Here is a 22,591-nt window from a genome sequence, read left to right on the forward strand (position 1 = left end):
GCCGTGAAAGAAGCAGTTATCGTATCAGGAGCTCGTACACCAGTCGGTCGGGCGAAGAAAGGGTCACTTGCACATACGCGTCCCGATGATCTGGCCGCTTTGACAATAAAAGAAACTTTGAAAAGAGCCAACAATTATGAGGGCAACATTGATGATGTCATTATCGGATGTGCGATGCCTGAAGCAGAACAAGGAATGAACATGGCAAGGAACATAGCAGGCCTTGCTGGACTTCATCATAAAGTACCAGCGATAACAGTTAACCGTTATTGTTCCTCTGGTTTGCAAAGTATCGCTTATGCTGCAGAAAAAATTATGCTTGGTCACAGTGACACAGCCATCGCAGGTGGAGCAGAGTCCATGAGCCTCATCCCTATGGGAGGTCATGTGATTAAGCCGAACATCCAGTTGGTCGAAAATGCTCCAGAGTATTATATGTCCATGGGTCATACCGCTGAAGAAGTAGCGAATCGTTTTGAAATCTCAAGAGCTGATCAGGATGCATTTGCGGTTCGGAGTCACGAACGTGCAGCTAGAGCGATTCAGGAAGGAAAATTTGAAGATGAGATCGTTCCAGTTGAAGTGACAAACCGAGAGCTTGGGAAAGACAACAAAGTAAAAGAAACGAAAACCCTATTCTCAATGGATGAAGGAGTTCGAGCAGGTACTACACCTGATGTCCTTAATAAGCTGAAGCCTGCCTTTTCAACAAAAGGTTCTGTAACAGCCGGGAACTCTTCGCAAATGAGTGATGGAGCAGCAGCTGTTATGGTGATGGACCGGGAAAAAGCAGAAGCTGAGGGCCTTACACCTTTAGTTAAATTCCGCTCTTTTGCAGTGGCTGGAGTGGAGCCTGAGATCATGGGAGTTGGACCGATTGAAGCGGTACCGAAAGCTTTGAGGATGGCTGGTCTTTCTTTATCCGACATTGGACTTTTCGAGTTGAACGAAGCGTTTGCTTCTCAATCTCTTCGAGTCATACGTGAACTTGGATTAGATGAAGATAAAGTAAATGTGAACGGTGGAGCCATTGCTCTAGGTCATCCACTAGGATGTACAGGAACAAAGCTTACCTTAAGCTTAATCCATGAAATGAAACGCAGAAATGAACAATTCGGTGTTGTGACTATGTGTATTGGTGGCGGTATGGGAGCCGCAGGAGTATTTGAATTAATTTAACTTGGGGAGGAACAGAAAGATGAGCGATTTAAAAGAGATGATTAAAGGCGGAGGATTTATTGTTGAAGATTTGGCTGCAGAGGATGTTATTACTCCGGAAGACTTCACTGATGAACATTTAATGATTGCGAAAACGGCGGAGGATTTTGTCCTTGGTGAGGTTGTTCCAAAGATCGAAAATCTCGAAAACCATGAGTTCGAGCATTCCGTTGCCTTACTTAAACAAGCAGGTGAGTTGGGATTGTTGGGTGCCGATGTACCAGAAGAGTACGGTGGATTGCAGTTAGATAAAATCAGCTCTTCACTAATCACTGAAAAGTTTTCTCGTGCGGGAGGCTTTTCCGTTACTCATGGTGCTCACGTAGGAATCGGATCGCTGCCGATTGTTTTCTTTGGTAATGAAGACCAGAAACAAAAGTATCTTCCCCTCCTTGCGACAGGGGAGAAGATTGCAGCTTATGCTCTGACAGAGCCTGGTTCAGGTTCTGACGCGCTTGGAGCGAAAACGACAGCCAAGTTAAATGATGCAGGTACTCATTATGTTTTAAACGGTGAGAAACAGTGGATTACCAACTCTGCTTTCGCTGACGTCTTTGTTGTATATGCAAAAATCGACGGCGATAAGTTTACTGCTTTTATCGTGGAGCGTGATTACCCAGGAGTATCTACAGGACCTGAAGAGAAGAAGATGGGGATCAAGAGTTCTTCCACTCGTACATTGATTCTAGAAGATGCTGAAGTCCCTGTTGAAAATGTTCTTGGGGAAGTTGGCCGCGGGCATGTCATCGCATTCAACATTTTAAACGTTGGTCGTTATAAGCTCGCTATTGGTGGAGTAGGGGGATCTAAGCGAGCAATTGAACTTTCTGTCAAGTATGCAAAGGACCGTAAACAGTTCAAGACTCCAATTGCAAGCTTTCCATTGATTCAGGAAAAGATTGGTTCCGTAGCAGCCAACACCTATGCGAATGAAAGCTCCGTATATCGTACGGTAGGGTTATTCGAACAAAGCATGGGTAAATTGTCTGACGAAGAGCTGAAAGATGGCGCTGCCGTTGCTAAAGTAATTGCAGAATATGCAATCGAATGTTCACTGAACAAAGTGTTCGGTACAGAACTCCTTGACTTTGCCGTTGACGAAGCGGTACAAATCCATGGTGGATACGGGTTCATGGCTGAATATGAAGTGGAAAGAATGTATCGTGATTCCCGAATTAACAGAATTTTTGAAGGGACGAACGAAATCAACCGCATGATCGTCCCGGGTACATTGTTGAAGAAAGCGATGAAAGGCGAGTTGCCTCTCCTTCAGCAAGCGCAAGCCCTTCAAGAAGAAATCATGATGATGATGCCGGAAGAACCAGGTGTAGAAGTACTGGAACAAGAGAAATATTTGCTGAAAAATGCGAAGAAGATTGGCCTCCTTTCCGCAGGTCTTGCCGCACAGAAATACGGAGAAAAACTGGAAAATGAACAAGAACTCCTTGTAAATATCGCTGATATGGTAGGCGAGATTTATAACATGGAATCTGCCGTTCTTCGTACTGAAAAAGCGATCAACAAATCAGGAGAAGAGAAGAACAAACAAAAACTTCTTTATACGCAAGTGTATGTGCAGGAAGCCTTTAACCGTATTGAAGGACATGCGAAAGAAACATTAATTGCAGCGGAGTCCGGGGATTCCTTAAGAATGATGCTCGGTGCCCTGCGTAAACTGACACGCCATACACCGACGAATGTTATTCCTAAGAAGCGTGAAATCGCCAAAACATTGATCGAAGCCGAAAAATACACGGTCTAAACTTTTTGATTGAATGTGATACAGGGCCTGCACTTTCGAAAACGCGAAGGTGCAGGCCTTTGTTTTTCCCTCTTCTTAAACAATATGGCAGGATACTTGAAGACTTAGTTTCGAGACTTTTATTGAGTGGGTGGGACTGCGGGGAATAACTCGCTTTCCGCGGGAGCGCGGTGAGCCTCCTCGGACTGCGTCCTGTGGGGTCTCACCATGCACTTTTTTCCCGCAGGAGTCTCGCCATTCCCCTCCGCCCCTTTATCGTGGAAAATTCTCGAAACCACTACTGGAAAAATCAGCTTGTATCGTGAGGGAAGTGGATAATATCAACTCATCCTAGTGGGCATTTAGAACGTAAATGCTTGATACAGAGCGCTTTATGCCTGCTTAGGAGAGACGAGTGGGAGCCATACTTCTCGATACAGGGGTTCGTTTTTCCTTCAATGAGATGGGGTGGTTGGGAAGCTGCGAGACTCCCGTGGGAGAAGGAGATAGGCGAGATCCCGCAGGACGTAGTCCGAGGAAGCTCGGCGCTCCCCCACAGGAAAGCGAGTAGCTTCCCAGCCACCCCTAACGCTCAACCAGGGCAACGAAGCCTGAAAACATCTCGAAACTGAGTCTTCAACAAAGCGATTATGGAAGAGCTTTGGGTGAATATGAAGACAATCTTAGAAATAAATGAAATCTTTACCTTCGTTATGATAAAATATTAGACAATAAGAATGAAGGAGGGTGTGTAGATGTCTTTAACCTTCTATTGGTACCCGAATTGCGGTACATGTAAAAAAGCTAAAAAGTGGTTGGATGAGGAAGGGATTGACTACGAATCTGTACATATTGTCGATAATACCCCCTCAGAAGAACAGTTGAGAAGCTTTGTTGCTACTAGTGACAAGCCTGTAAAGAAATTCTTTAACACTAGTGGGAAAAAGTATAGAGAACTGAATATGAAGGAAAAGCTAAAAGAAGCAGAGGAAGCCGAAATGATGGAGTGGCTTGCATCTGATGGGATGCTGATTAAGCGGCCCATCCTTACTGATGGTGAAAAAACAACGGTAGGGTTCAAGCAGGAAGAGTTTGAAAACGTTTGGGCTCAGTGAGCACATTATTGGGAATAGAAGCCTATAGCTTTTATGTTTATATTAGTTTTTAAACTATAATTATTTTTTTGGAGGTAATTAAAATGAGCGTACCTAAAGATCTGCGTTATTCTGAAGAACACGAATGGGTGAAAGAAGAAGGGGAGAAGGTTAGAGTCGGCATTACTGAATTTGCGCAATCAGAACTTGGAGATATCGTATTCGTAGAACTTCCTGAAGTTGGGGATGAACTAGAAGCGGATGAGCCATTTGGCAGCGTAGAATCTGTCAAGACAGTTTCTGAACTTTATGCCCCTCTTAGTGGTACAGTTGTAGAAGTAAACGAAGACCTGGAAGACAGTCCGGAGTTTGTAAATGAATCCCCTTACGATAAAGCATGGATGGTTGTTGTTGAACCAAGTAACAACTCTCAAATCAACGACTTAATGACTCCGGAAGAATATGAAGCCATGATCGATGAAGACTAATAAAAGTGCATTGGACAGGCAGGGCTTTAAGAAACCTTGTCTGACATGATCGCGTTTGATCTTAATCATGTTCAGACCATGCCTGATTGGCATGGTCTGTTTCTATATAGTAGGTGATGAAGATGGATGGAGAACGAATCGTCATTGTTGAAGGAATCACGGACAAGAAGAAATTGAATAAAGTTCTTGATGAAGAGATTGAAATCATCTGCACCCATGGTACTTTAGGAATCGAGCGCATGGAAGAAATGATATTTGATCATAACTTAGATGATCGAACAGTGTATATTTTAGTAGATGAAGATGACTCTGGCTACAAATTAAGAAAACAATTGACTGAAGAGCTTCCTCACGCCGAGCATATCTATATAGATAAGGCTTTCAGGGAAGTGGCAGCTACCCCGGAACCTGAATTGGCAAGAGCCTTACTTAGTAGACATTTCAATGTAAAGTCGATCTATTTAATTTAGGAGGAAGACTTTTGCAGGAAATAAAAACAACAGAAGTAAAGAAGCTCTTCAATACTCCACAAAGGACCCTCATATTCGTTCACAGCCCTTTTTGTGCAACTTGTCATTTAGCACGTCAAATGCTTACAACACTTGAAGCTGTTTTTAATAGAGAAGTTTTTATGGAAATGAATGCTTCTCTACACCCCGAGTGGATGCAGCATTATAAGATAAAAAGTGTTCCGTGTCTTCTAGTGACCAGTGGAGGAGAGGTAGAAGAAAAGATTTATGCGTTTCACTCTGTTTCCTATATGTATGAGAAAGTAGTCAATTTTGTTGAATAGTGTTTATATTTCCCAGGAAATGACCGCTAGTGTAGAATTGAAAAATTCTCTTTAATACTTAAGTGAGATGTGGAAGTTATTCAATAATAAAAAAGAGAGCCAAGGCGTTGCAACGCCTTGGCTCTCTTTTTTATGAGAATTATACGATTTCTCCTAATTTGCTAACAATATCTAAAAAAGAGGCCTGATCGCCAAAATTAGCATGGATATCTCCTTGTTGATCAATGATGATGGTGGAAGGAACACCATGACAATTGTAGAGGTCATAAACGGAGCATCCATCATCAGAAAGAGTAGGTTGTGTTAAAAACTTTTCGTTGAATTCAATGCTTTCCTCTATATTCCGCTCCCTTCCAGTTACATTGATCGTCATCATTTTTACTTTGTCATGGTCCATCGTTTTGTACAGTTGTTCTTTCATAGGTAAGTCTTTTCCACAATCGGGACACCATGAAGCCCAAAAGGTCAAGACAATAACTTTCCCTAAGTCTTCCTCAAGTTTATAAATAGAAGAGTGGTCGTTAATATAAGGTAGTTCAAATAAAGGGGCTTGTTTACTCAAGGTCATTCTCCTTTTATTTATCGAAGGTTATGGATTGACGCTCATCTATTCCCCATGCTAACATAATTATTAATTTCATATCGACATCTTCACTTATCCAGAGTGGCGGAGGGACTGGCCCTACGATGCCCGGCAACCGGCAGGTACACTGCACGGTGCTAATTCCTGCGAAGTCTTATGACTTTGATAGATGAGAAATGTAAAAACGACAAATCTCTTCTATTAAAGAAGGGATTTTTTTATTGTTTAAATTGATGGAGTATTGGATGTTTTGTGTGGATGATGTAAGGATTTTTTTAGTGCATGTGGATTTTATTTTTCTGAACAATCTGTTTATGAGTTGACACAAAATTCGTACGGTGCTAAAATCCTCTTTGTACTACTTAAACGAGTTAAAGCAATAATAAATTAATAGATTAAAATCTCTTATCCAGAGTGGCGGAGGGACTGGCCCGATGATGCCCGGCAACCGGCAATACTGTTTTGCTCAGGTGCCAAATCCTGCAAAGTATAAAGCTTTGACAGATGAGAGAACAGATTTTTAGGTATGAATAAAAACGCCATTCTGTTCTCAAGACAGAATGGCGTTTTTTTTGGAAGTGGAGGGAAACAGCATGATTAAAATTAAAGGACTATCTAAGATATTCCACACGAAAGATCAGGATGTACGCGCAGTGGATGATTTAAGTCTTAATATTAACAAAGGAGAAATTTATGGGGTCATCGGCTATAGTGGGGCCGGTAAAAGTACATTCATTCGTTTACTGAACCGGTTGGAAGATCCCACAGAAGGAAGTGTTCTTGTCGATGAACAGGAACTTACGTCTTTAAGCAAAGGGAAATTAAGGTTGGCCAGACAAGAAATCGGAATGATCTTCCAGCATTTCAATTTGCTCTGGTCACGAACCGTTCATGATAACATCGCTTTTCCTTTAGAAATTGCAGGGATCCCAAAAGCAGAAAGGCAAAAACGTGTCGATGAATTGATAGAATTGGTGGGGTTAAAAGGCCGAGGGGGTTCTTATCCATCCCAATTGAGCGGTGGACAGAAGCAAAGAGTGGGAATAGCCAGAGCGCTCGCAAACAACCCTAAAGTTCTTTTATGTGATGAAGCCACATCCGCGTTGGACCCTGAGACGACGGATTCGATTCTTGATCTTCTGGTGGATATCAACGAAAAGCTCGGACTTACGATTGTTCTCATTACACATGAAATGCACGTCATTCGCAAAATTTGTCATCAGGTGGCGGTTATGGAAGATGGAAAGATTGTTGAACAAGGAGAAGTGCTGGATGTCTTTCTTCATCCTCAAAAACCGGTTACGAAGAAGTTTGTGGATCAAGTAATGGGGGACCCGGAAAAAGAGACGTCCCTGCAGGTGATCAAAGATAATTATCGGTCCGGAGAAATCATACGTCTTCACTTTGTGGGAGAAAGTACAAATCAGGCATTAATTAGTGATTTATCAAGGAAGTTTGAAGTGGATGTCAATATTCTTCATGGAAAGATTACCCAGACACAGAAGGGGGCGTATGGGACAATGTTTGTTCAGTTTGACGGAGATCAAACAGAAGTCCAACGTGCCATTGAATATATTGAATCAACATCTGTAGAAGTGGAGGTGAATCCACATGTTTAATCAATGGTTTCCGAACGTAAGAATGGAAGACATGATTACAGCTACAAACGAAACCCTTTATATGACGCTGGTTTCTGTCGCTGGGACATTCGTTTTAGGTTTGCTTTTGGGGCTCCTCCTTTACTTGACTGGGCCCGGTGGGATTTGGTCAAATAAAACGTTGAATTGGATCACTGCTTCCATCGTTAACGTATTTAGAGCGATCCCTTTTATCATTCTTATATTGTTATTGTTCCCGTTTACTGATTTTCTGTTGGGGACCATTCGAGGACCGCAAGCAGCATTACCTGCACTGATTATTGGGGGGGCGCCATTTTATGCCCGTCTGGTGGAAATTGCTTTGAAAGAAGTTGATAAAGGTGTCGTGGAAGCAGCAAAATCAATGGGGGCGAAGTATTCCACCATCATTTTCAAAGTATTGCTTCCAGAATCGATGCCAGCTCTAATATCAGGGATTACCGTAACAGCTATCGCATTAATTGGATATACCGCAGTAGCCGGTGCAATCGGATCTGGTGGTCTTGGAGATTTTGCCTATTTCTACGGGTTCCAAAGAAGTAACTTTGATGTTGTATTCATTTGTACCATCTTAATCATATTCATTGTGTTTATATTCCAATTCATCGGAGATGCCATCTCACGGAAATTGGATAAAAGATAAAAAATAAAAGGGAGAGAATGAAAATGAAAAAAATCTGGACAAGTTTAATTGCTGCTTTGCTTATCGTTGTTCTCGCAGCTTGCGGATCATCGAGTGAGGATGAAAATACATCAGGATCTGAAGGTGAAGAAGGTGGAACCAAAGAGATAAAGGTAGGAGCTACCAGTGTTCCTCATGCTGAAGTCCTTGAAAAAGCAAAACCTTTGCTTGAAGAAGAGGGCATTACGTTAGAGATTGAAGAATATCAGGATTACATTTTACCGAACCAAGACTTAGATGAAGGCCGTATTGACGCGAACTATTTCCAAACGATCCCTTATATGGAGATCCAAGAGGAAGAGAAAGGGTATGACTTTGCCAACCTTGGGGGTATCCATATTGAGCCTATCGGAGTTTATTCTCAAAAGTATGAAAGCCTGGAAGACGTTGAAGAAGGTACGACACTAGTAATGAGTCGTTCGGTCTCCACTCACGGTCGAATTCTATCGCTCTTAGAAAAAGAGGGACTGATTAAATTGGATGAAAGCGTTGAAAAAGTAGATGCTACCGTACAGGATATTGTAGAAAATCCTAAAAACATCGAATTCGATACAGGAGTAGATGCAGCTAACCTTCCACAAGTTTATCAACGTGAAGAAGACGTGCTTGTAGCGATCAATACGAACTATGCCATTGAAGCGGGACTGTCTCCTAGCGAAGATTCAATTATTCTGGAGGAATCTGATTCTCCTTACGTGAACGTTGTTGCTGCTAATAGTGAAGATAAAGACAATGAAGCATTGAATACACTTGTAGAAGTTCTTCGTTCTGAAGAGATCGTGAACTTCATAAAAGAAGAATATGACGGTGCTGTTGTGCCGGTATCAAGTGATGCTGAATAACGGATAAAATGGGTGACTGCGGTTTATACTAACCGCAGTCACTTATTTTTATTGGGAGGTTTTCATATGCAGGAGCAAAATATGACGTGGACGCAAACGTATTTACATGATTATAAAGAAGGAATGGGAGCCTTCAGAGAGCACATGCCGGAAGTTTCTCATAAGTTCGATGAATTTACACAAGAATGTTTTAAAGCTGGAGAACTATCTAAAAAAGAGAAGCAATTGATGGCATTAGGAATCAGCATTGTTGCACAGGATGAGTATTGTATGATCTATCACACGAAAGGCTGTGTCGATCAGGGCGCAACAGAAAAGGAAATATTGGAAGCTTGTGGTGTTGCAGCTGCATTTGGAGGGGGAGCGGCTTTAAGTCAGGCCGTCACACTTGTACAGGATGCATACATGGATTTGACGACTACGGTCAATTAAATTAAATAATTAGAAAATTCAAGGAAATCGAATGTATTCTATATACTCGCCCGGGGTAAACGCTTACATTAACGAAGAGGATTTGTTTTGCATGAATTTAAAGTTTCAAGAGGTTTTATTTGGGTATAAGAATTGTGGTACTTTAAATTGTGTAAATAATCTGAAAGGATTGATTCGTTATTAGTGACGATCTGAACTTGAATTACACTGCTGATATGGAGAAAGCCATGCACCAATCTCATAACATGAGTTATGCGGAGTACAGCAGAAAGTTGGATACACGCTTGAAAGTAGAGGAAAAACGCCAACGTGAATTCGAAAAGAGTCAGAAAATGTTTGCCCAGGTCGACCGTCAATTGCATAGATAATAAATAAGATGAAATGAAAAAATCAGGTGTGTTTAGCCACCTGATTTTTTCATGTTATAATACACATGAAAAATGTAGAAATTTGTTTGTTGCATGGTCATTTCCTTGGCGTCAGCTAGTGGGAAAAAGTTGATAACAAGCACTAAATGATATAAGATTGTAATGAGAATAAATTGAGAATAGTTCTTTGTTTCCGATTAACTTGGACATTCTATAAAAATAGATACTGGAGGTATTCATTTATGGCAGGATCAACTTTAGAAATCAAAGATCTTCACGTAGAAATCGAAGGTCAAGAAATCCTTAAAGGTGTTAATTTAACAATCAACGGTGGGGAATTCCACGCTGTTATGGGACCGAACGGAACTGGTAAATCCACACTAGCTTCCGCAATCATGGGTCACCCTAAATATGAAGTGACAAAAGGTGAAGTATTGCTTGATGGCGAAAACGTTCTTGAAATGGAAGTGGACGAGCGAGCTCAAGCAGGTCTATTCCTAGCTATGCAATATCCTAGTGAAATCAGTGGTGTAACAAACTCTGACTTCTTACGTTCTTCTGTTAACGCACACCGTGAAGAAGGCGATGAAATCTCTCTTATGAAATTCATTAAAGAGATGGATGCGAAGATGGACACACTTGATATGGATAAAAATATGGCTCAGCGTTACCTAAACGAAGGTTTCTCCGGCGGTGAGAAGAAACGTAATGAAATCCTACAGTTAATGATGATTCAACCAGCAATTGCCATCTTGGATGAAATTGATTCAGGACTTGATATTGATGCACTGAAAGTAGTTGCAAAAGGAATTAACGAAATGCGTAACGATGCTTTCGGTTGCTTAATCATCACTCACTACCAGCGTCTATTGAACTACATTACTCCTGATAAAGTACACGTTATGATGCAAGGACGTGTTGTCAAATCTGGTGGACCAGAACTTTCCCAGCGTCTAGAAGCGGAAGGTTATGATTGGATTAAACAGGAACTTGGCATCGAAGACGAAACCGTTAACGCGTAATTAAGATAGGAGGGTAACCATGACAGTAGAAGTCTCACTACCATATGACAAAGAGTACATCTCACAATTCTCCCAAGGGCAGAATGAGCCTGAATGGATGAAGAACCTTCGTCTTAGCGCCCTGGAGAAATCGGAATCTCTACAACTTCCGAAACCAGATAAAACGAATATCTCCAAATGGAACTTCACAGAGTTCGAACATCACGTAACGGGTGATCGTATTGAATCCCTTGATGAACTTCCAGTTGAAATCAAAGATTTTTTAGATGAAGAGAAAGAACAGCAAAACCTGGTCATCCAGCGTAACCATACTGTGGCTTACGGAACCATTGATCAAAAATTGAAAGACCAAGGTGTCATTTTCACAGATATCGGCACAGCACTTAGAGAGCATAGTGAATTGGTAGAGAAGTATTACATGAACGATGCCGTTCACATGGATGAGCACCGTTTGACTGCTCTTCACGCAGCTCTTATGAACGGAGGAATTTTCCTTTACGTTCCAAAGAATGTGCAAATAGAAGATCCTATTCAGGCGATTTTCTGGCAGGAAAATCCAAAGGCTTCCTTGATCAACCACATTTTAGTCGTGGCCGAAGAGAATAGTTCCGTGACATATGTAGAGAACCATATTTCTCACAATAAAGAAGAGAAGACTTCCGCGAACATTGTGACAGAGGTTATCGCTAAAGATGGAGCAAAAGTATCCTTCGGTGCGGTCGACAACTTTGAAGCAGGCACGACAGTTTATGCCAATCGCCGTGGAGTTGCTTATCGTGATTCTGTTATTGAATGGGCGCTTGGACAAATGAACGAAGGCGACACCGTTTCTGAGAACATCACACACTTGATTGGTGACAACTCACACTCCAATGCGAAAACAGTTGCTATTGGACGTGGAAAACAGAAACAAAACTTTACAGCTAACATCACGCACTTCGGAAAAGGCTCTGACGGTTACATTCTTCAACACGGGGTGATGAAGGATAAAGCGTCTGCTATTTTCAACGGAATCGGTAAGATTGAACATGGGGCAAGCAAGTCTAATGCCGAACAGGAATCACGTGTTCTTATGCTGAGCAGTGACGCACGTGGTGATGCGAACCCAATCCTTCTCATTGATGAAGATGATGTAACAGCGGGACACGCCGCTTCGGTTGGACGTGTTGACCCGATTCAATTGTATTACTTGATGAGCCGTGGAATTTCCAAGTTCGAAGCCGAGCGATTGATTATCCATGGTTTCCTAGCACCAGTAGTAAACCAATTACCTGTAGAAGCTGTGAAACGCCAGTTGCAGCAGGTAATTGAAAGGAAAGTATATTAATGGATGTAAAAGCGGTACGCGACGAATTTCCTATTCTGCATCAAGAAGTTAATGGACATCCGCTCGTGTATTTGGATTCATCAGCGACTTCTCAGAAACCGATAAAGGTGATTGAAAAGCTTGATGAATACTATCGTGGTTACAACTCCAATGTCCATCGAGGTGTACACACGCTTGGTACAAAAGCGACAGACGAGTACGAAGGGGCACGGGAGAAAGTGAGACGCTTTATTAATGCGTCCAGTACCCAAGAAGTCATCTTTACACGTGGGACAACAACCGCCATCAATACCGTAGCAGCAAGCTATGGCCGCGCGAACTTGAGTGAAGGTGATGAGGTTGTCATCACCCCTATGGAACACCACAGCAATATTATTCCATGGCAGCAGATTGTTAAAGAAACGGGTGCTACTTTGAAATATATCCCGTTGCAACCTGATGGCACGATTCATTTAGAAGATGTTCAGAAGACAGTAACATCGAAAACGAAAATTGTTGCCGTTATGCATGTATCGAATGTTCTTGGAACGATCAATCCGGTGAAAGAGATTGCGCAAATTGCTCATAACCAAGGAGCTGTGATGCTTGTTGATGGAGCTCAAAGTGCTCCTCACATGAAGATTGATGTACAAGACTTGGATGCTGATTTTTATGCGTTTTCAGGTCATAAGATGTGCGGTCCAACTGGAATCGGAGTTCTATATGGCAAGAAAGCGCTCCTTGAAAAAATGGAACCTGTCGAGTTTGGTGGAGAAATGATTGATTTCGTTAACCTTTATGATTCGACATGGAAAGAGCTTCCGTGGAAGTTTGAAGGCGGTACGCCCATCATAGCTGGAGCTGTCGGCCTCGGTGCAGCCATTGATTTCCTTACTGATATCGGTTTGGATGAAATTAAAGAGCATGAAGAGAAGCTTGCTTCTTACGCCATGCAGGAAATGAATAAAGTCGATGGCATGACCATATATGGTCCAGAGCATCGGGCGGGACTTGTCACTTTCAATCTTTCAGATGTCCACCCTCACGATCTTGCGACGGTCTTGGACGCTGAGGGAATTGCTGTACGTGCAGGACATCATTGCGCGCAGCCATTGATGCGTTGGTTGGAAGTTTCAGCGACGGCAAGAGCAAGTTTTTACTTGTATAATACCAAAGAAGATATTGATCGACTTGTTGCAGGATTAAAAACAACAAAGGAGTATTTTGGCGATGTCTTTTAATAACCTGGATACACTTTATCGTCAAGTCATCATGGATCATTATAAAAATCCGCGCAACCGTGGCTCCATCGAAGGAAACCCTATGACTGTAGACATGAACAACCCTACATGCGGGGATCGCATTCAACTGCAATTGCTGGTTGACGATGGTATGGTAAAGGATGCTAAATTCGATGGTGAGGGCTGTTCTATCAGTCTATCCTCAGCCTCCATGATGACACAGGCAATCAAAGGAAAGCCAGTTGACGAAGCACTGAAAATGTCTGAGCTCTTTTCTGACCTGATGCAGGGGAAAGATATTGACGAAGGCGATATAGACCTTGGAGATATTGAAGCCCTGCAGGGAGTTTCCAAGTTCCCTGCTCGTATTAAATGTGCGACGCTCGCTTGGAAAGCAATGGAAAAGGGTGTAGATGTAGAGAAGGAAGACTAAGCTTTTCTATACCAAAAGGAGGTATATAACATGGCCAAAAAAGCGCCAGAAGTGGGAGAGTATCAATACGGTTTCCACGAAAAAGATGTTTCGATTTTCCGTACGCAAAAAGGTTTGACGAAAGAAGTCGTTGAACAAATCTCCAACTATAAAGAAGAACCGAAATGGATGCTCGACTTCCGGTTGAAGTCTTTGGAGCAATTCTATAAAATGCCGATGCCTCAGTGGGGCGGCGATCTTTCTGAACTTAATTTTGATGACATCACTTATTATGTGAAGCCATCTGAACGTTCAGAGCGTTCATGGGATGAAGTCCCTGAAGAAATTAAAAACACATTCGACCGTCTGGGAATTCCGGAAGCCGAGCAGAAGTACCTTGCTGGTGTATCCGCTCAGTATGAATCCGAGGTCGTTTATCACAACATGGAAAAAGACCTTGAAGATTTGGGTGTTATTTTTAAGGACACGGACTCTGCGCTTAAAGAGAACGAAGACCTTTTCAAAGAGTACTTTGGTAAAGTCATTCCACCATCTGATAACAAATTCGCAGCGCTGAACTCTGCGGTATGGTCCGGAGGTTCCTTCATTTATGTACCGAAGGACACGAAAGTAGAAACGCCTTTGCAAGCGTACTTCCGTATCAACTCTGAGAATATGGGTCAATTTGAGCGTACGTTGATCATTGCTGATGAAGGGTCTTCTGTTCACTACGTGGAAGGCTGTACAGCACCAACGTATTCTTCAAGCTCTCTGCATAGTGCCGTTGTAGAAATCTTCGTTAAAGATAACGCTTATTGCCGTTATACAACGATCCAAAACTGGGCGAACAACGTGTATAACCTTGTAACGAAACGTGCGGTTGCAGAGTCAAACGCTACGATGGAATGGGTCGACGGAAACCTTGGTTCCAAGTTGACGATGAAGTATCCTGCCGTGCTTCTTAAAGGCGAAGGAGCGCGTGGTATGACACTGTCCATCGCTCTAGCTGGTAAAGGACAGCACCAGGATGCCGGTGCTAAAATGCACCACTTGGCACCGAATACTTCTTCTACGATCGTTTCTAAATCCATCTCTAAACATGGTGGTAAAGTAACGTATCGCGGAATTGTTCAATTCGGTCGTAAAGCTGAAGGCGCTCGTTCCAACGTTGAGTGCGATACGCTCATCATGGATAACGAGTCTACATCCGATACGATTCCTTACAATGAAATCATGAACGAGAACATCTCTCTTGAGCACGAAGCGAAAGTTTCTAAAGTGTCCGAAGAGCAGTTGTTCTACTTGATGAGCCGTGGTCTTTCTGAAGAAGAAGCTACAGAAATGATCGTTATGGGCTTCATCGAGCCATTCACAAAAGAGCTCCCAATGGAGTATGCCGTAGAAATGAACCGCCTAATCAAATTCGAGATGGAAGGTTCTATCGGTTAATATTAGAAAAAAAGCCGTGCAGATATCATCTGCACGGCTTTTTTCATCGTGGACTGGTGATTTTATGCTTATTAGTAGTTATTAAAGTATATGGCAGGATCTTGATTTCGAGATGTTTTTCTGGGTTCGTTGCTTTGTTAAGCGGCAGGGATGGTCGGGAAGCTACTCGCTTTCCTGTGGGGATGGCGGAGAGCCTCCTCGAGCTAAAGCTCTGCGGGGTCTCTCCAGCCAATCCATTCCCACGGGAGTCTCGCAGCTTCCCGACCACCCCTTTCGATGTATGCGTGAAACGAACCCCTTTGCTAAGTGGGGTGTCTTCCACTTTCCCGCTGTTATAGCATAAAGCCTTCTATATCAAGCTTTCAGCATCCAAATACACATAAGGTAGAAGGTTTAACGCTCATACTTTCATCAAGTTGGAAAACTTCTTATTCCAAAAGTGGTTTCGAGCCAATTATATGGTCAAAAAGCGGAGGGGAATGGCGAGACTCCTGCGGGAAAAAAGTGCTTGGTGAGACCCCGCAGGACGAAGTCCGAGGAGGCTCACCCGCTCCCGCGGAAAGCGAGCTATTCCCCGCAGCCCCTTTCCACTCAACAAAAGTCTCGAAACTGAGTCTTCCACCATAGCGAGCTTATGTAGTATTAGCAGCAGAATTCAAAAAAACCTATTTTTTATGGGACTGCTTTATACTCCAGTGGAGGCAAGATGTTTTATGAATACAAAACATGATACTATAATATTATCTATTAAGAGTTAAGGAAGATTCGATATGTATTTGATTATGTTTGTGATCGGTTTAATTACCGCCCTGGTCGGAAGTGTGGCAGGCCTTGGAGGAGGCGTTATTTTAGTTCCTGTTCTCCTGTTTTTAGGTGATCATTATGCTTCCTTCAATTGGGTGACCCCCCAGACGATCGTTGGAATTTCTTTAGTAGTGATGATTTTTACGGGGATGTCTTCGGCCATCTCATATATGAAGCACCACCGTGTGGATACGGGAATTGGGCTAGTTTTTTTGTGTGGAAGCATTCCGGGAGGCATTTTCGGCTCCTGGCTGAATCAATTTTTTGAAACTGATGGTTTCTCCCTTTTCTTTGGAATTGTTATGATTGCAGTTTCTTTATTGTTTTTCATTCCGAGAAGACAAGCAGGCCAATCGTTATTTAAAACAGGTATGTCTAGAGAAAAAACAGTGGACGGGAAAGTGTATAAATACCGGATGCCTTTTTGGGTTGGGTTTCTCTTATCGTTTTGCGTAGGGATGTTATCTGGTTTATTAGGCATAGGTGGAGGATCTTTAATGGTGCCAGCAATGATTTTACTATTGAACATCCCCCCTCATATTGCGACAGCGACTTCTATGTTCATGATTTTTTTTGCAAGCATAACAAGCTCTGCGACACATGTCCTTTTAGGGCATGTGGACTGGAGTCATACACTGTGGTTTATTCCGGGAGCTTACTTGGGGGGGACGCTTGGCGCATGGGTCAATCGACGACTTGATGGACAGGTAGTGGAAAGATTCCTGAGAGTACTGCTCGTATTGATTGGCATACGTTTAATTTGGCAAGGTTTAGGGTGAGGAGACTGAAGATGAAGGAAAAATTATACTTTTATTATACAAGCGATCTGCACAGTCACTTTGAAAATTGGCCACAAATCGTCGGGTATTTTAATGAACAGAAAAAGAAACATGAGAAAAAAGGCGAAGAGTACTGGCTTTTTGATAATGGAGATCATGTCGATCGTTTCCATCCGATTGCGGAAGGGTTGATGGGAAAAGGCAATGTTGAGCTATTGAACGACGCTGGATATGATGTGGCAACGATCGGTAATAATGAAGGCATTACTTTAGCGAGTGAAGATCTTCATTCCTTATACGATCATGCGACTTTCCGTGTCGTTTGTGCCAACTTGGATTGTAAGAGTTCCTCATCACCTGCTTGGTTAAAGCCTTATCACGTTCTTGAATCCAAATATGGGACGAAAATCGGTGTATTAGGCTTGACTGCACCATTTCAAGCGTTTTACCAGCAGTTGGGATGGGACGTGCTTCCTCCATTTGACATTCTGGATGGGATGATCGAAGAATTGAGGAATCAAACCGATATCATTATCTTATTATCACACCTTGGTATTAATGAAGATGAAGAAATTGCCAGGCGTTATTCAGACATTGATATAATCATCGGAGGACATACACACCACCTCTTCAAGAATGGTGAATATATTGATGGTGCTTTGTTGACAGCCGCAGGAAAACACGGGACGCATCTTGGTGAAGTTGTGGTTGAATGGAACATCGACACCCGTCATTTGGAGAAAAAAGAGGCCTATGCTATACCAACAGAACAACTGAAAAAAGATGATGAAGTAACTAAAAAAGTCAAGGAGATACGTTCTAAGGCTGTTCACGAATTAGGTACTCCCGTGTCTTATCTCAAAGAACCTCTGCACATTGCTTGGTTCCAAGACACCCCGCTTATGAACCGCTTAACAGAACAATTACGCTTATGGACATCGGCGGATATAGCGATGTTGAATGCAGGTGTGCTTCTCGACCATTTATCCGCTGGAGAGATCACTTATGAAGATATTCATCGCATATGTCCACACCCCATGAATCCCTGTCTTGTGGAGTTGAAAGGGGATGAGCTACTGGAAGTGATACGAGCGGCTCATACGAAAGAACTTACGGAAATAAGGCTGAAAGGTTTTGGATTCAGGGGCGAAGTAATCGGTAAGATGGTTTTTGCAGGTATTGACATAGAATTGGGCATAGATGATGATGGAGGTGAACATGTAAAGCGTGTCACGTTTGATGGTGAACCGATTGATTATGATCGGACCTATCAGTTTGCTACAGCTGACACATTTACGTTTGGCCGATTTTTTCCTGAAATCGCCTATGCCAAGTCAAAGAAATATTTTATGCCGGAACTATTGCGTGATTTATTATCAGAAGCACTTAAATCATAACATGGAGAGCTACCTCTTTAGGTAGCTCTCTTACATAACGGATCGTTAGGAGTTTATTATGAGAGTCGTGGCTGCAAATTCTCTAGTACCAGGGGCTGTTTTAGCTAAAACCATTTACAATGAAAGTGGGCGAGTGCTTCTTCAACAAGGTGTCGCTTTTACACCGCGGATTATTGACCGGTTAAAAGGCTTTGATATTACTTACGTGTATATTGAAGATGGACGAACATCGGATATCATTGCTGACTCTCCTCTTTCTGAAAAGACACGGATGAAGGCGATCCATTCTATTAAGCAGTCCTTTTCCACCATTCATCAATCTGTGTTATCTGATCATCGCTATGTTTTAGAGGAAACAGGCCAGTAAATGCGAGGGATTGTGCGTTCTTTAATTAAAGAATTACGGAATCACGGAGAAGTCATGTCCTTGTTGTCCGATGTTTTCACACATGATGATTACATCTTCACCCACTCACTGAACGTTACTATGTACGCTCTTGCTCTTGGGAAAGAGTTGAACCTGAGTGGTCCGAAGATGGAGGCTCTCGGCCTCGGGGCGATTCTTCATGATGTAGGGAAAATGAACGTACCGAGAGAGATTCTCTTAAAACCAGGAAGATTGACGGAAGATGAATTCAAGTGTATTCAAACTCACACAGAAGCAGGCTTTGAAATTCTTCGCCAGTCATCAAACATTCCCCTGTTAGCTGCTCATTGCGCTTATCAGCATCACGAGAGGCTGGATGGATCAGGGTATCCACGTGGTATCAAGAGTGAGGACATTCATCTATTTGGAAAAATCCTTGCTATTGCAGATGTATTTGATGCTGTAACAAGTAATCGTGTTTATCGGGAAGCCATGCTCCCTCATGAAGGCTTGGAAATTTTATATTCCGGTTCTGGCTGTTTATTTGATCAACGCATGGTAGAAGCTTTCAGACGTTGTATCGCTGTTTATCCGAACGGATTATCTGTGCAACTCGATGATGGGCGTGAAGCGATTGTAGTTAAACAGAACCCAAGTGTATGTGATCGCCCCATAGTAAGGGAAATAAACAAAGATGGGACGAGAGGGCGAGACATCGACTTGTCCAAAGAATTGAATATTATGATTTCCAATTGTCATCTGACATCAGTAAGTTGATGCTTAAACCCTTCTTTTCTTTCATATAGATAGATGAGGAGGGTTGTTCTATGCCAAAAAAGAGTGCGACTACTGGTTCCACGATCGGAAAAAGGATTGTGCTTAGTCTGCTGTTTTTCGCCCTTTTCACAGCGTTAAGCCTTTGGTTCATTAACCGAGGTGTGACTCCGGCGCTTGTTGAAATTGCTGAAACAAAAGCTCAACAGCTGGCTAGGGATGCCATAAATGAAGCCGTCAGTAAAACGATCGCAGAAGATTTACAATTCAATGATCTTGTGAATATGGAGAAGGATAACCAAGGAAACATCGTTTATATGGGGTGGAACTCTGTCGTAGTAAACCGGGCACTTCGTGATACGACCATACGTGTTCAAAACTTTTTAAAAAGGATGGAGCTTGGCGAGCTACCTATGGAGGATACGTCTTTAGAGCCGAATATTGATCCCGATCGCACACAGGAAGAATTAGGAGAACAGCCGGCAACCTTAATTGAACTTCCTATCGGGGTAGCGACGAACAACAGTTTACTTGCGAACCTTGGGCCAAAAGTTCCTGTTCAACTAAGAGTGATTGGAGACGTTCAATCGGAAGTCGATATCAAGATGACGGAGTATGGGATTAATGCAGCTCTGTTTGAATTGACCATTCATTTTGAAGTGAACGTGCGGATTGTTATTCCGTTTTCTACAGAAACGACTGTCGTAACGAATAACATTCCAATTGATCAAGCCACAATACTTGGTAAAGTACCTAATTTCTATGGTGGCATGGGTGGAGAAGGGGATCCATCATTTTCTTATCCAATGGACCCCTTGCAATAAATGCTTGGAATTGTTAAACTTACTGAGAATTGAATATGCGTGACCTTATCAGATCGGTGAGGTAGAGGTGCAAACACCATCAGTAATCAATTGGAGCGAGACAAGCGACGATGATTGATGGAAGGGGATGTTTGCCGAAGTGTTTTATAGTTCGTCAAGCTATAAGACGCTGGTGTATATCTGAACAAGAGATACACTGTCATGCATGCTTTTGGGTGCATGGGGCGCTACTGATCGAAATGGAGGATAATCAAATTGCCACTTACAAAGGCGATGGTAGGTTATTTTCTATCATTGTCTTTTTTTATTCCTCATTTTTTCATCCGCAGTAGCCTTCCATTCCCGTTACATCAAGATTTACGGAGGGGAAAAATCATGGAAGGAACCATCTATTCTTTAATTCCAGCAGTATTAATGTTAATCCTTGTTCTGCTGACAAGGAAAGTCATCCTGTCCTTAGGAATCGGGATCATCGTAGGAGCATTCCTGCTCACTCAAATGGATATTGGCGGAGGATTGACGTTAATTTGGTCAATTTTCGCAAGCATCTTCGTCAGTGAAGGCGCACTGAATATGGGCAACATTTATTTGTTATCATTTCTATTTCTACTAGGAATTACCACTGCCTTCATGACTGCCTCAGGAGGAAGTCGGGCCTTTGGTCGTTGGGCTGTTGAACGTATTCGCACGAGAAAAGGAGCAACACTTGTACCGGCTCTTCTTGGAATCATTATTTTTATTGATGATTACTTCAATGCACTAGCCGTTGGACAAGTGGCGCGCCCTGTAACCGATCGATACAAAGTATCACGGGCGAAATTGGCGTATTACATCGATTCCACATCGGCTCCGATTACTGTTATTTCACCGATTTCCAGCTGGGGAGCTTATATTATTGGAACAATAGGAAGTATCCTTGCTGCTAATGAAATCACACAGTACCAAGCTTTCGAAGCATTTGTGTTAATGATTCCAGCAAACTTATATGTATTTGCAGCATTGTTACTCGTATTCCTAACGATTTATTTAAGGTTGGACCTTGGTCCGATGAAAGTTCATGAAAAACGAGCTATTGAAACAGGTGAATTGAACAATCCTGAAAAGGGAGATGTTCCTGGTGATTTAAATGATGAGTTCAAAGAGCATAATCACGGCAAGATCTCTCATCTGATTTGGCCCATTGTAGCGCTCGTTGTCGGAACTGTGTTAACAATGATCATCACAGGAATGCGTAACACGGAAGGCAATGTTGACCTTCTCTCCATCTTTGCCAACACAAATGTTAATATATCGTTGTTCACAGGCGGAGTCGTTTCTGTAGTTGTTGCGCTTGTTCTGTATATCGGTCAGCCAAAACCTAAATCAGGAATTTCTCTTGTCTTTGGTCAAGGGATGAAAGCTATGTTACCAGCGATCTATATCTTGGTTTTTGCCTGGATGATCGGAGATCTTATCGGCCAGCTACAAACTGGTGAATATTTAGCCCAGCAATTTACTCAAGCAGATATCAATCTTGCCTATCTGCCTTTGATTATTTTCCTGTTGTCAGGCTTTATGGCTTTATCTACAGGTACTTCTTGGGGGAACCTTTGGAATTATGCTTCCCATTGCAGGGGAAATTGCAGCAGTATCTGATCCTACACTGATTCTGCCGGCACTGTCAGCCGTACTCGCTGGGTCTGTATTTGGTGACCATTGTTCACCGATATCAGATACCACGATTCTTTCCTCGACTGGGGCAGGGTCGAACCACATCGATCACGTACTCACACAGCTTCCTTATGCTTTTATCGCGGCAGGAGCTGCTTCGATCGGTTATGTCATCTTAGGCCTATCTGGTGGAGTTTGGCTGCCACTGTTGCTGACGTTGATTATTGTCACAGTTGTAGCATTTATTATTCACAAGTTTAATCATAGTCAACCAACGGAGTAAAATAAGAAGGAATAGTTTTTCCGGAGAGTATGGAACGTCCAACGTCCATACTCTTTTTTTGTTTCCATTCTCCCAAAAATAATTTTGAAATTCTGTCCCGGAATTATAGCTACATGTCTTTTACGTAAAAGGGTATTGTAAATAGATGTGAATCATTCCCTGACTCCCCAAGCACCTCCACTAAATTCTCAATTTGAGACTTACACCATCCGTCCATATAGATCAAATGGTTAAATGTTGAAAATATAAAACCATATTATGGTAGTTATATTTATTCATGTCTTTTATCTCACCTTCCAATTTTTAAAAATTTTAAAATTATTTTGACAAGCTATGCATTGCTAGTTATAATTTAAAGCAGAATAATCAGAAAAATAAAAATTTAAAAACATCTTTTCTAGGATG

At 42.3% G+C, this 22,591-nt stretch carries 22 protein-coding genes, 1 pseudogene and 3 riboswitches; of the genes and pseudogenes, 22 read left to right on the top strand and 1 reads right to left on the bottom strand.

From position 1 onward, the window contains the following. The first annotated feature begins 3 nt into the window (after positions 1 to 3). The 6 genes from LC065_RS09620 (at position 4) to LC065_RS09645 (ending at position 5,334) form a co-directional block, all read left to right on the top strand. A complete protein-coding gene (locus LC065_RS09620; protein WP_226591853.1) occupies positions 4 to 1,179 on the top strand; it encodes an acetyl-CoA C-acetyltransferase in 1,176 nt (391 codons plus the stop codon). A gap of 19 nt (positions 1,180 to 1,198) precedes the next feature. Further along, positions 1,199 to 2,980, top strand: coding sequence for an acyl-CoA dehydrogenase family protein (locus LC065_RS09625; RefSeq protein ID WP_226591851.1), 1,782 nt, complete (start codon positions 1,199 to 1,201; stop codon positions 2,978 to 2,980). A 734-nt stretch (positions 2,981 to 3,714) separates the two neighbouring features. Next, positions 3,715 to 4,074 (top strand): arsenate reductase family protein, encoded by a 360-nt coding sequence (locus LC065_RS09630; protein ID WP_226591849.1) that lies wholly within the window; start codon positions 3,715 to 3,717, stop codon positions 4,072 to 4,074. Positions 4,075 to 4,157: 83 nt separating this feature from the next. After that, the gene (gcvH, locus tag LC065_RS09635) at positions 4,158 to 4,541 is read left to right on the top strand and encodes a glycine cleavage system protein GcvH (protein ID WP_226591847.1); all 384 of its coding nucleotides are present in this window, start codon (positions 4,158 to 4,160) and stop codon (positions 4,539 to 4,541) included. Between the two features lie 122 nt (positions 4,542 to 4,663). Further along, complete coding sequence (locus LC065_RS09640) at positions 4,664 to 5,011, top strand: toprim domain-containing protein (RefSeq protein WP_115822662.1); 348 nt, start codon at positions 4,664 to 4,666, stop codon at positions 5,009 to 5,011. An 11-nt stretch (positions 5,012 to 5,022) separates the two neighbouring features. Further along, complete coding sequence (locus LC065_RS09645; protein WP_226591846.1) at positions 5,023 to 5,334, top strand: thioredoxin family protein; 312 nt, start codon at positions 5,023 to 5,025, stop codon at positions 5,332 to 5,334. 139 nt (positions 5,335 to 5,473) lie between these two features. Here the strand turns inward: LC065_RS09645 and LC065_RS09650 are convergent, their stop codons facing one another. Continuing rightward, positions 5,474 to 5,896: a TlpA family protein disulfide reductase gene (locus LC065_RS09650; protein ID WP_306163929.1), complete on the bottom strand. Its 423-nt coding sequence runs from the start codon at positions 5,894 to 5,896 to the stop codon at positions 5,474 to 5,476. Positions 5,897 to 5,986: 90 nt separating this feature from the next. Next, positions 5,987 to 6,093, top strand: a riboswitch (SAM riboswitch). A gap of 226 nt (positions 6,094 to 6,319) precedes the next feature. Further along, a riboswitch (SAM riboswitch) is annotated at positions 6,320 to 6,428 on the top strand. An 82-nt stretch (positions 6,429 to 6,510) separates the two neighbouring features. On the opposite strand from LC065_RS09650, the gene LC065_RS09655 reads away from it, so the two are divergent. From LC065_RS09655 to LC065_RS09725, 16 genes and pseudogenes are all read left to right on the top strand, one after another. Beyond that, positions 6,511 to 7,536, top strand: coding sequence for a methionine ABC transporter ATP-binding protein (locus LC065_RS09655; RefSeq protein ID WP_226591842.1), 1,026 nt, complete (start codon positions 6,511 to 6,513; stop codon positions 7,534 to 7,536). Next, positions 7,529 to 8,197, top strand: coding sequence for a methionine ABC transporter permease (locus LC065_RS09660; protein WP_226591840.1), 669 nt, complete (start codon positions 7,529 to 7,531; stop codon positions 8,195 to 8,197). Before LC065_RS09655 ends, LC065_RS09660 begins: the two co-directional genes overlap by 8 nt. 23 nt (positions 8,198 to 8,220) lie before the next feature. Continuing rightward, the gene (locus tag LC065_RS09665; RefSeq protein ID WP_226591838.1) at positions 8,221 to 9,078 is read left to right on the top strand and encodes a MetQ/NlpA family ABC transporter substrate-binding protein; all 858 of its coding nucleotides are present in this window, start codon (positions 8,221 to 8,223) and stop codon (positions 9,076 to 9,078) included. 66 nt (positions 9,079 to 9,144) lie between these two features. Further along, positions 9,145 to 9,510 carry a carboxymuconolactone decarboxylase family protein gene (locus LC065_RS09670; RefSeq protein WP_089654166.1) on the top strand — a complete coding sequence of 122 codons (366 nt, stop codon included), beginning with the start codon at positions 9,145 to 9,147 and terminating at the stop codon, positions 9,508 to 9,510. 227 nt (positions 9,511 to 9,737) lie between these two features. Beyond that, complete coding sequence (locus LC065_RS09675; protein WP_226592834.1) at positions 9,738 to 9,878, top strand: YuzK family famiily protein; 141 nt, start codon at positions 9,738 to 9,740, stop codon at positions 9,876 to 9,878. 242 nt (positions 9,879 to 10,120) lie between these two features. Then, on the top strand, positions 10,121 to 10,900 hold the full coding sequence (gene sufC / locus LC065_RS09680; RefSeq protein ID WP_146816706.1) for a Fe-S cluster assembly ATPase SufC: 780 nt from the start codon (positions 10,121 to 10,123) through the stop codon (positions 10,898 to 10,900). Between the two features lie 19 nt (positions 10,901 to 10,919). After that, the gene (gene sufD, locus LC065_RS09685; RefSeq protein ID WP_226591836.1) at positions 10,920 to 12,227 is read left to right on the top strand and encodes a Fe-S cluster assembly protein SufD; all 1,308 of its coding nucleotides are present in this window, start codon (positions 10,920 to 10,922) and stop codon (positions 12,225 to 12,227) included. After that, on the top strand, positions 12,227 to 13,447 hold the full coding sequence (locus LC065_RS09690) for a cysteine desulfurase (RefSeq protein ID WP_226591834.1): 1,221 nt from the start codon (positions 12,227 to 12,229) through the stop codon (positions 13,445 to 13,447). The genes sufD and LC065_RS09690 overlap by 1 nt, the downstream gene beginning before the upstream one ends. Next, positions 13,437 to 13,880, top strand: a complete 444-nt coding sequence (gene sufU, locus LC065_RS09695; protein WP_226591832.1) for a Fe-S cluster assembly sulfur transfer protein SufU — start codon at positions 13,437 to 13,439, stop codon at positions 13,878 to 13,880. The genes LC065_RS09690 and sufU overlap by 11 nt, the downstream gene beginning before the upstream one ends. A gap of 30 nt (positions 13,881 to 13,910) precedes the next feature. Continuing rightward, complete coding sequence (gene sufB, locus LC065_RS09700; protein ID WP_146816698.1) at positions 13,911 to 15,308, top strand: Fe-S cluster assembly protein SufB; 1,398 nt, start codon at positions 13,911 to 13,913, stop codon at positions 15,306 to 15,308. Positions 15,309 to 16,078: 770 nt separating this feature from the next. Continuing rightward, positions 16,079 to 16,891, top strand: a complete 813-nt coding sequence (locus tag LC065_RS09705) for a sulfite exporter TauE/SafE family protein (RefSeq protein ID WP_226591831.1) — start codon at positions 16,079 to 16,081, stop codon at positions 16,889 to 16,891. An 11-nt stretch (positions 16,892 to 16,902) separates the two neighbouring features. After that, a complete protein-coding gene (locus LC065_RS09710) occupies positions 16,903 to 18,288 on the top strand; it encodes a bifunctional metallophosphatase/5'-nucleotidase (protein ID WP_226591829.1) in 1,386 nt (461 codons plus the stop codon). 58 nt (positions 18,289 to 18,346) lie between these two features. Continuing rightward, entirely contained in the window at positions 18,347 to 18,655 is a 309-nt protein-coding gene (locus LC065_RS20495; protein WP_371933429.1) for a hypothetical protein, read from the top strand. Then, entirely contained in the window at positions 18,656 to 19,432 is a 777-nt protein-coding gene (locus LC065_RS09715) for an HD-GYP domain-containing protein (protein ID WP_371933430.1), read from the top strand. A gap of 50 nt (positions 19,433 to 19,482) precedes the next feature. Then, positions 19,483 to 20,253: a sporulation protein YunB gene (yunB, locus tag LC065_RS09720; RefSeq protein ID WP_146816690.1), complete on the top strand. Its 771-nt coding sequence runs from the start codon at positions 19,483 to 19,485 to the stop codon at positions 20,251 to 20,253. A 54-nt stretch (positions 20,254 to 20,307) separates the two neighbouring features. Beyond that, positions 20,308 to 20,491, top strand: a riboswitch (Lysine riboswitch). Positions 20,492 to 20,628: 137 nt separating this feature from the next. After that, a pseudogene (locus LC065_RS09725) lies at positions 20,629 to 22,186 on the top strand (Na+/H+ antiporter NhaC family protein). Positions 22,187 to 22,591 lie beyond the last annotated feature (405 nt).

The sequence above is a fragment of the Halobacillus litoralis genome, assembly GCF_020524085.2.
In the GTDB taxonomy this organism is placed as follows: Bacteria; Bacillota; Bacilli; order Bacillales; family Halobacillaceae; genus Halobacillus; species Halobacillus litoralis_E.

Coding starts and splice junctions, on each gene's coding strand:
- LC065_RS09640 (WP_115822662.1), top strand. CDS start 4,664: ATGGATGGAGAACGAATCGTCATTGTTGAAGGAATCACGGACAAGAAG.
- gcvH (WP_226591847.1), top strand. CDS start 4,158: ATGAGCGTACCTAAAGATCTGCGTTATTCTGAAGAACACGAATGGGTG.
- LC065_RS09705 (WP_226591831.1), top strand. CDS start 16,079: ATGTATTTGATTATGTTTGTGATCGGTTTAATTACCGCCCTGGTCGGA.
- LC065_RS09710 (WP_226591829.1), top strand. CDS start 16,903: ATGAAGGAAAAATTATACTTTTATTATACAAGCGATCTGCACAGTCAC.
- LC065_RS09690 (WP_226591834.1), top strand. CDS start 12,227: ATGGATGTAAAAGCGGTACGCGACGAATTTCCTATTCTGCATCAAGAA.
- LC065_RS09675 (WP_226592834.1), top strand. CDS start 9,738: ATGCACCAATCTCATAACATGAGTTATGCGGAGTACAGCAGAAAGTTG.
- sufU (WP_226591832.1), top strand. CDS start 13,437: ATGTCTTTTAATAACCTGGATACACTTTATCGTCAAGTCATCATGGAT.
- LC065_RS09660 (WP_226591840.1), top strand. CDS start 7,529: ATGTTTAATCAATGGTTTCCGAACGTAAGAATGGAAGACATGATTACA.
- LC065_RS09625 (WP_226591851.1), top strand. CDS start 1,199: ATGAGCGATTTAAAAGAGATGATTAAAGGCGGAGGATTTATTGTTGAA.
- LC065_RS09655 (WP_226591842.1), top strand. CDS start 6,511: ATGATTAAAATTAAAGGACTATCTAAGATATTCCACACGAAAGATCAG.
- LC065_RS20495 (WP_371933429.1), top strand. CDS start 18,347: ATGAGAGTCGTGGCTGCAAATTCTCTAGTACCAGGGGCTGTTTTAGCT.
- LC065_RS09665 (WP_226591838.1), top strand. CDS start 8,221: ATGAAAAAAATCTGGACAAGTTTAATTGCTGCTTTGCTTATCGTTGTT.
- LC065_RS09715 (WP_371933430.1), top strand. CDS start 18,656: ATGCGAGGGATTGTGCGTTCTTTAATTAAAGAATTACGGAATCACGGA.
- sufC (WP_146816706.1), top strand. CDS start 10,121: ATGGCAGGATCAACTTTAGAAATCAAAGATCTTCACGTAGAAATCGAA.
- sufD (WP_226591836.1), top strand. CDS start 10,920: ATGACAGTAGAAGTCTCACTACCATATGACAAAGAGTACATCTCACAA.
- LC065_RS09670 (WP_089654166.1), top strand. CDS start 9,145: ATGCAGGAGCAAAATATGACGTGGACGCAAACGTATTTACATGATTAT.
- LC065_RS09630 (WP_226591849.1), top strand. CDS start 3,715: ATGTCTTTAACCTTCTATTGGTACCCGAATTGCGGTACATGTAAAAAA.
- yunB (WP_146816690.1), top strand. CDS start 19,483: ATGCCAAAAAAGAGTGCGACTACTGGTTCCACGATCGGAAAAAGGATT.
- sufB (WP_146816698.1), top strand. CDS start 13,911: ATGGCCAAAAAAGCGCCAGAAGTGGGAGAGTATCAATACGGTTTCCAC.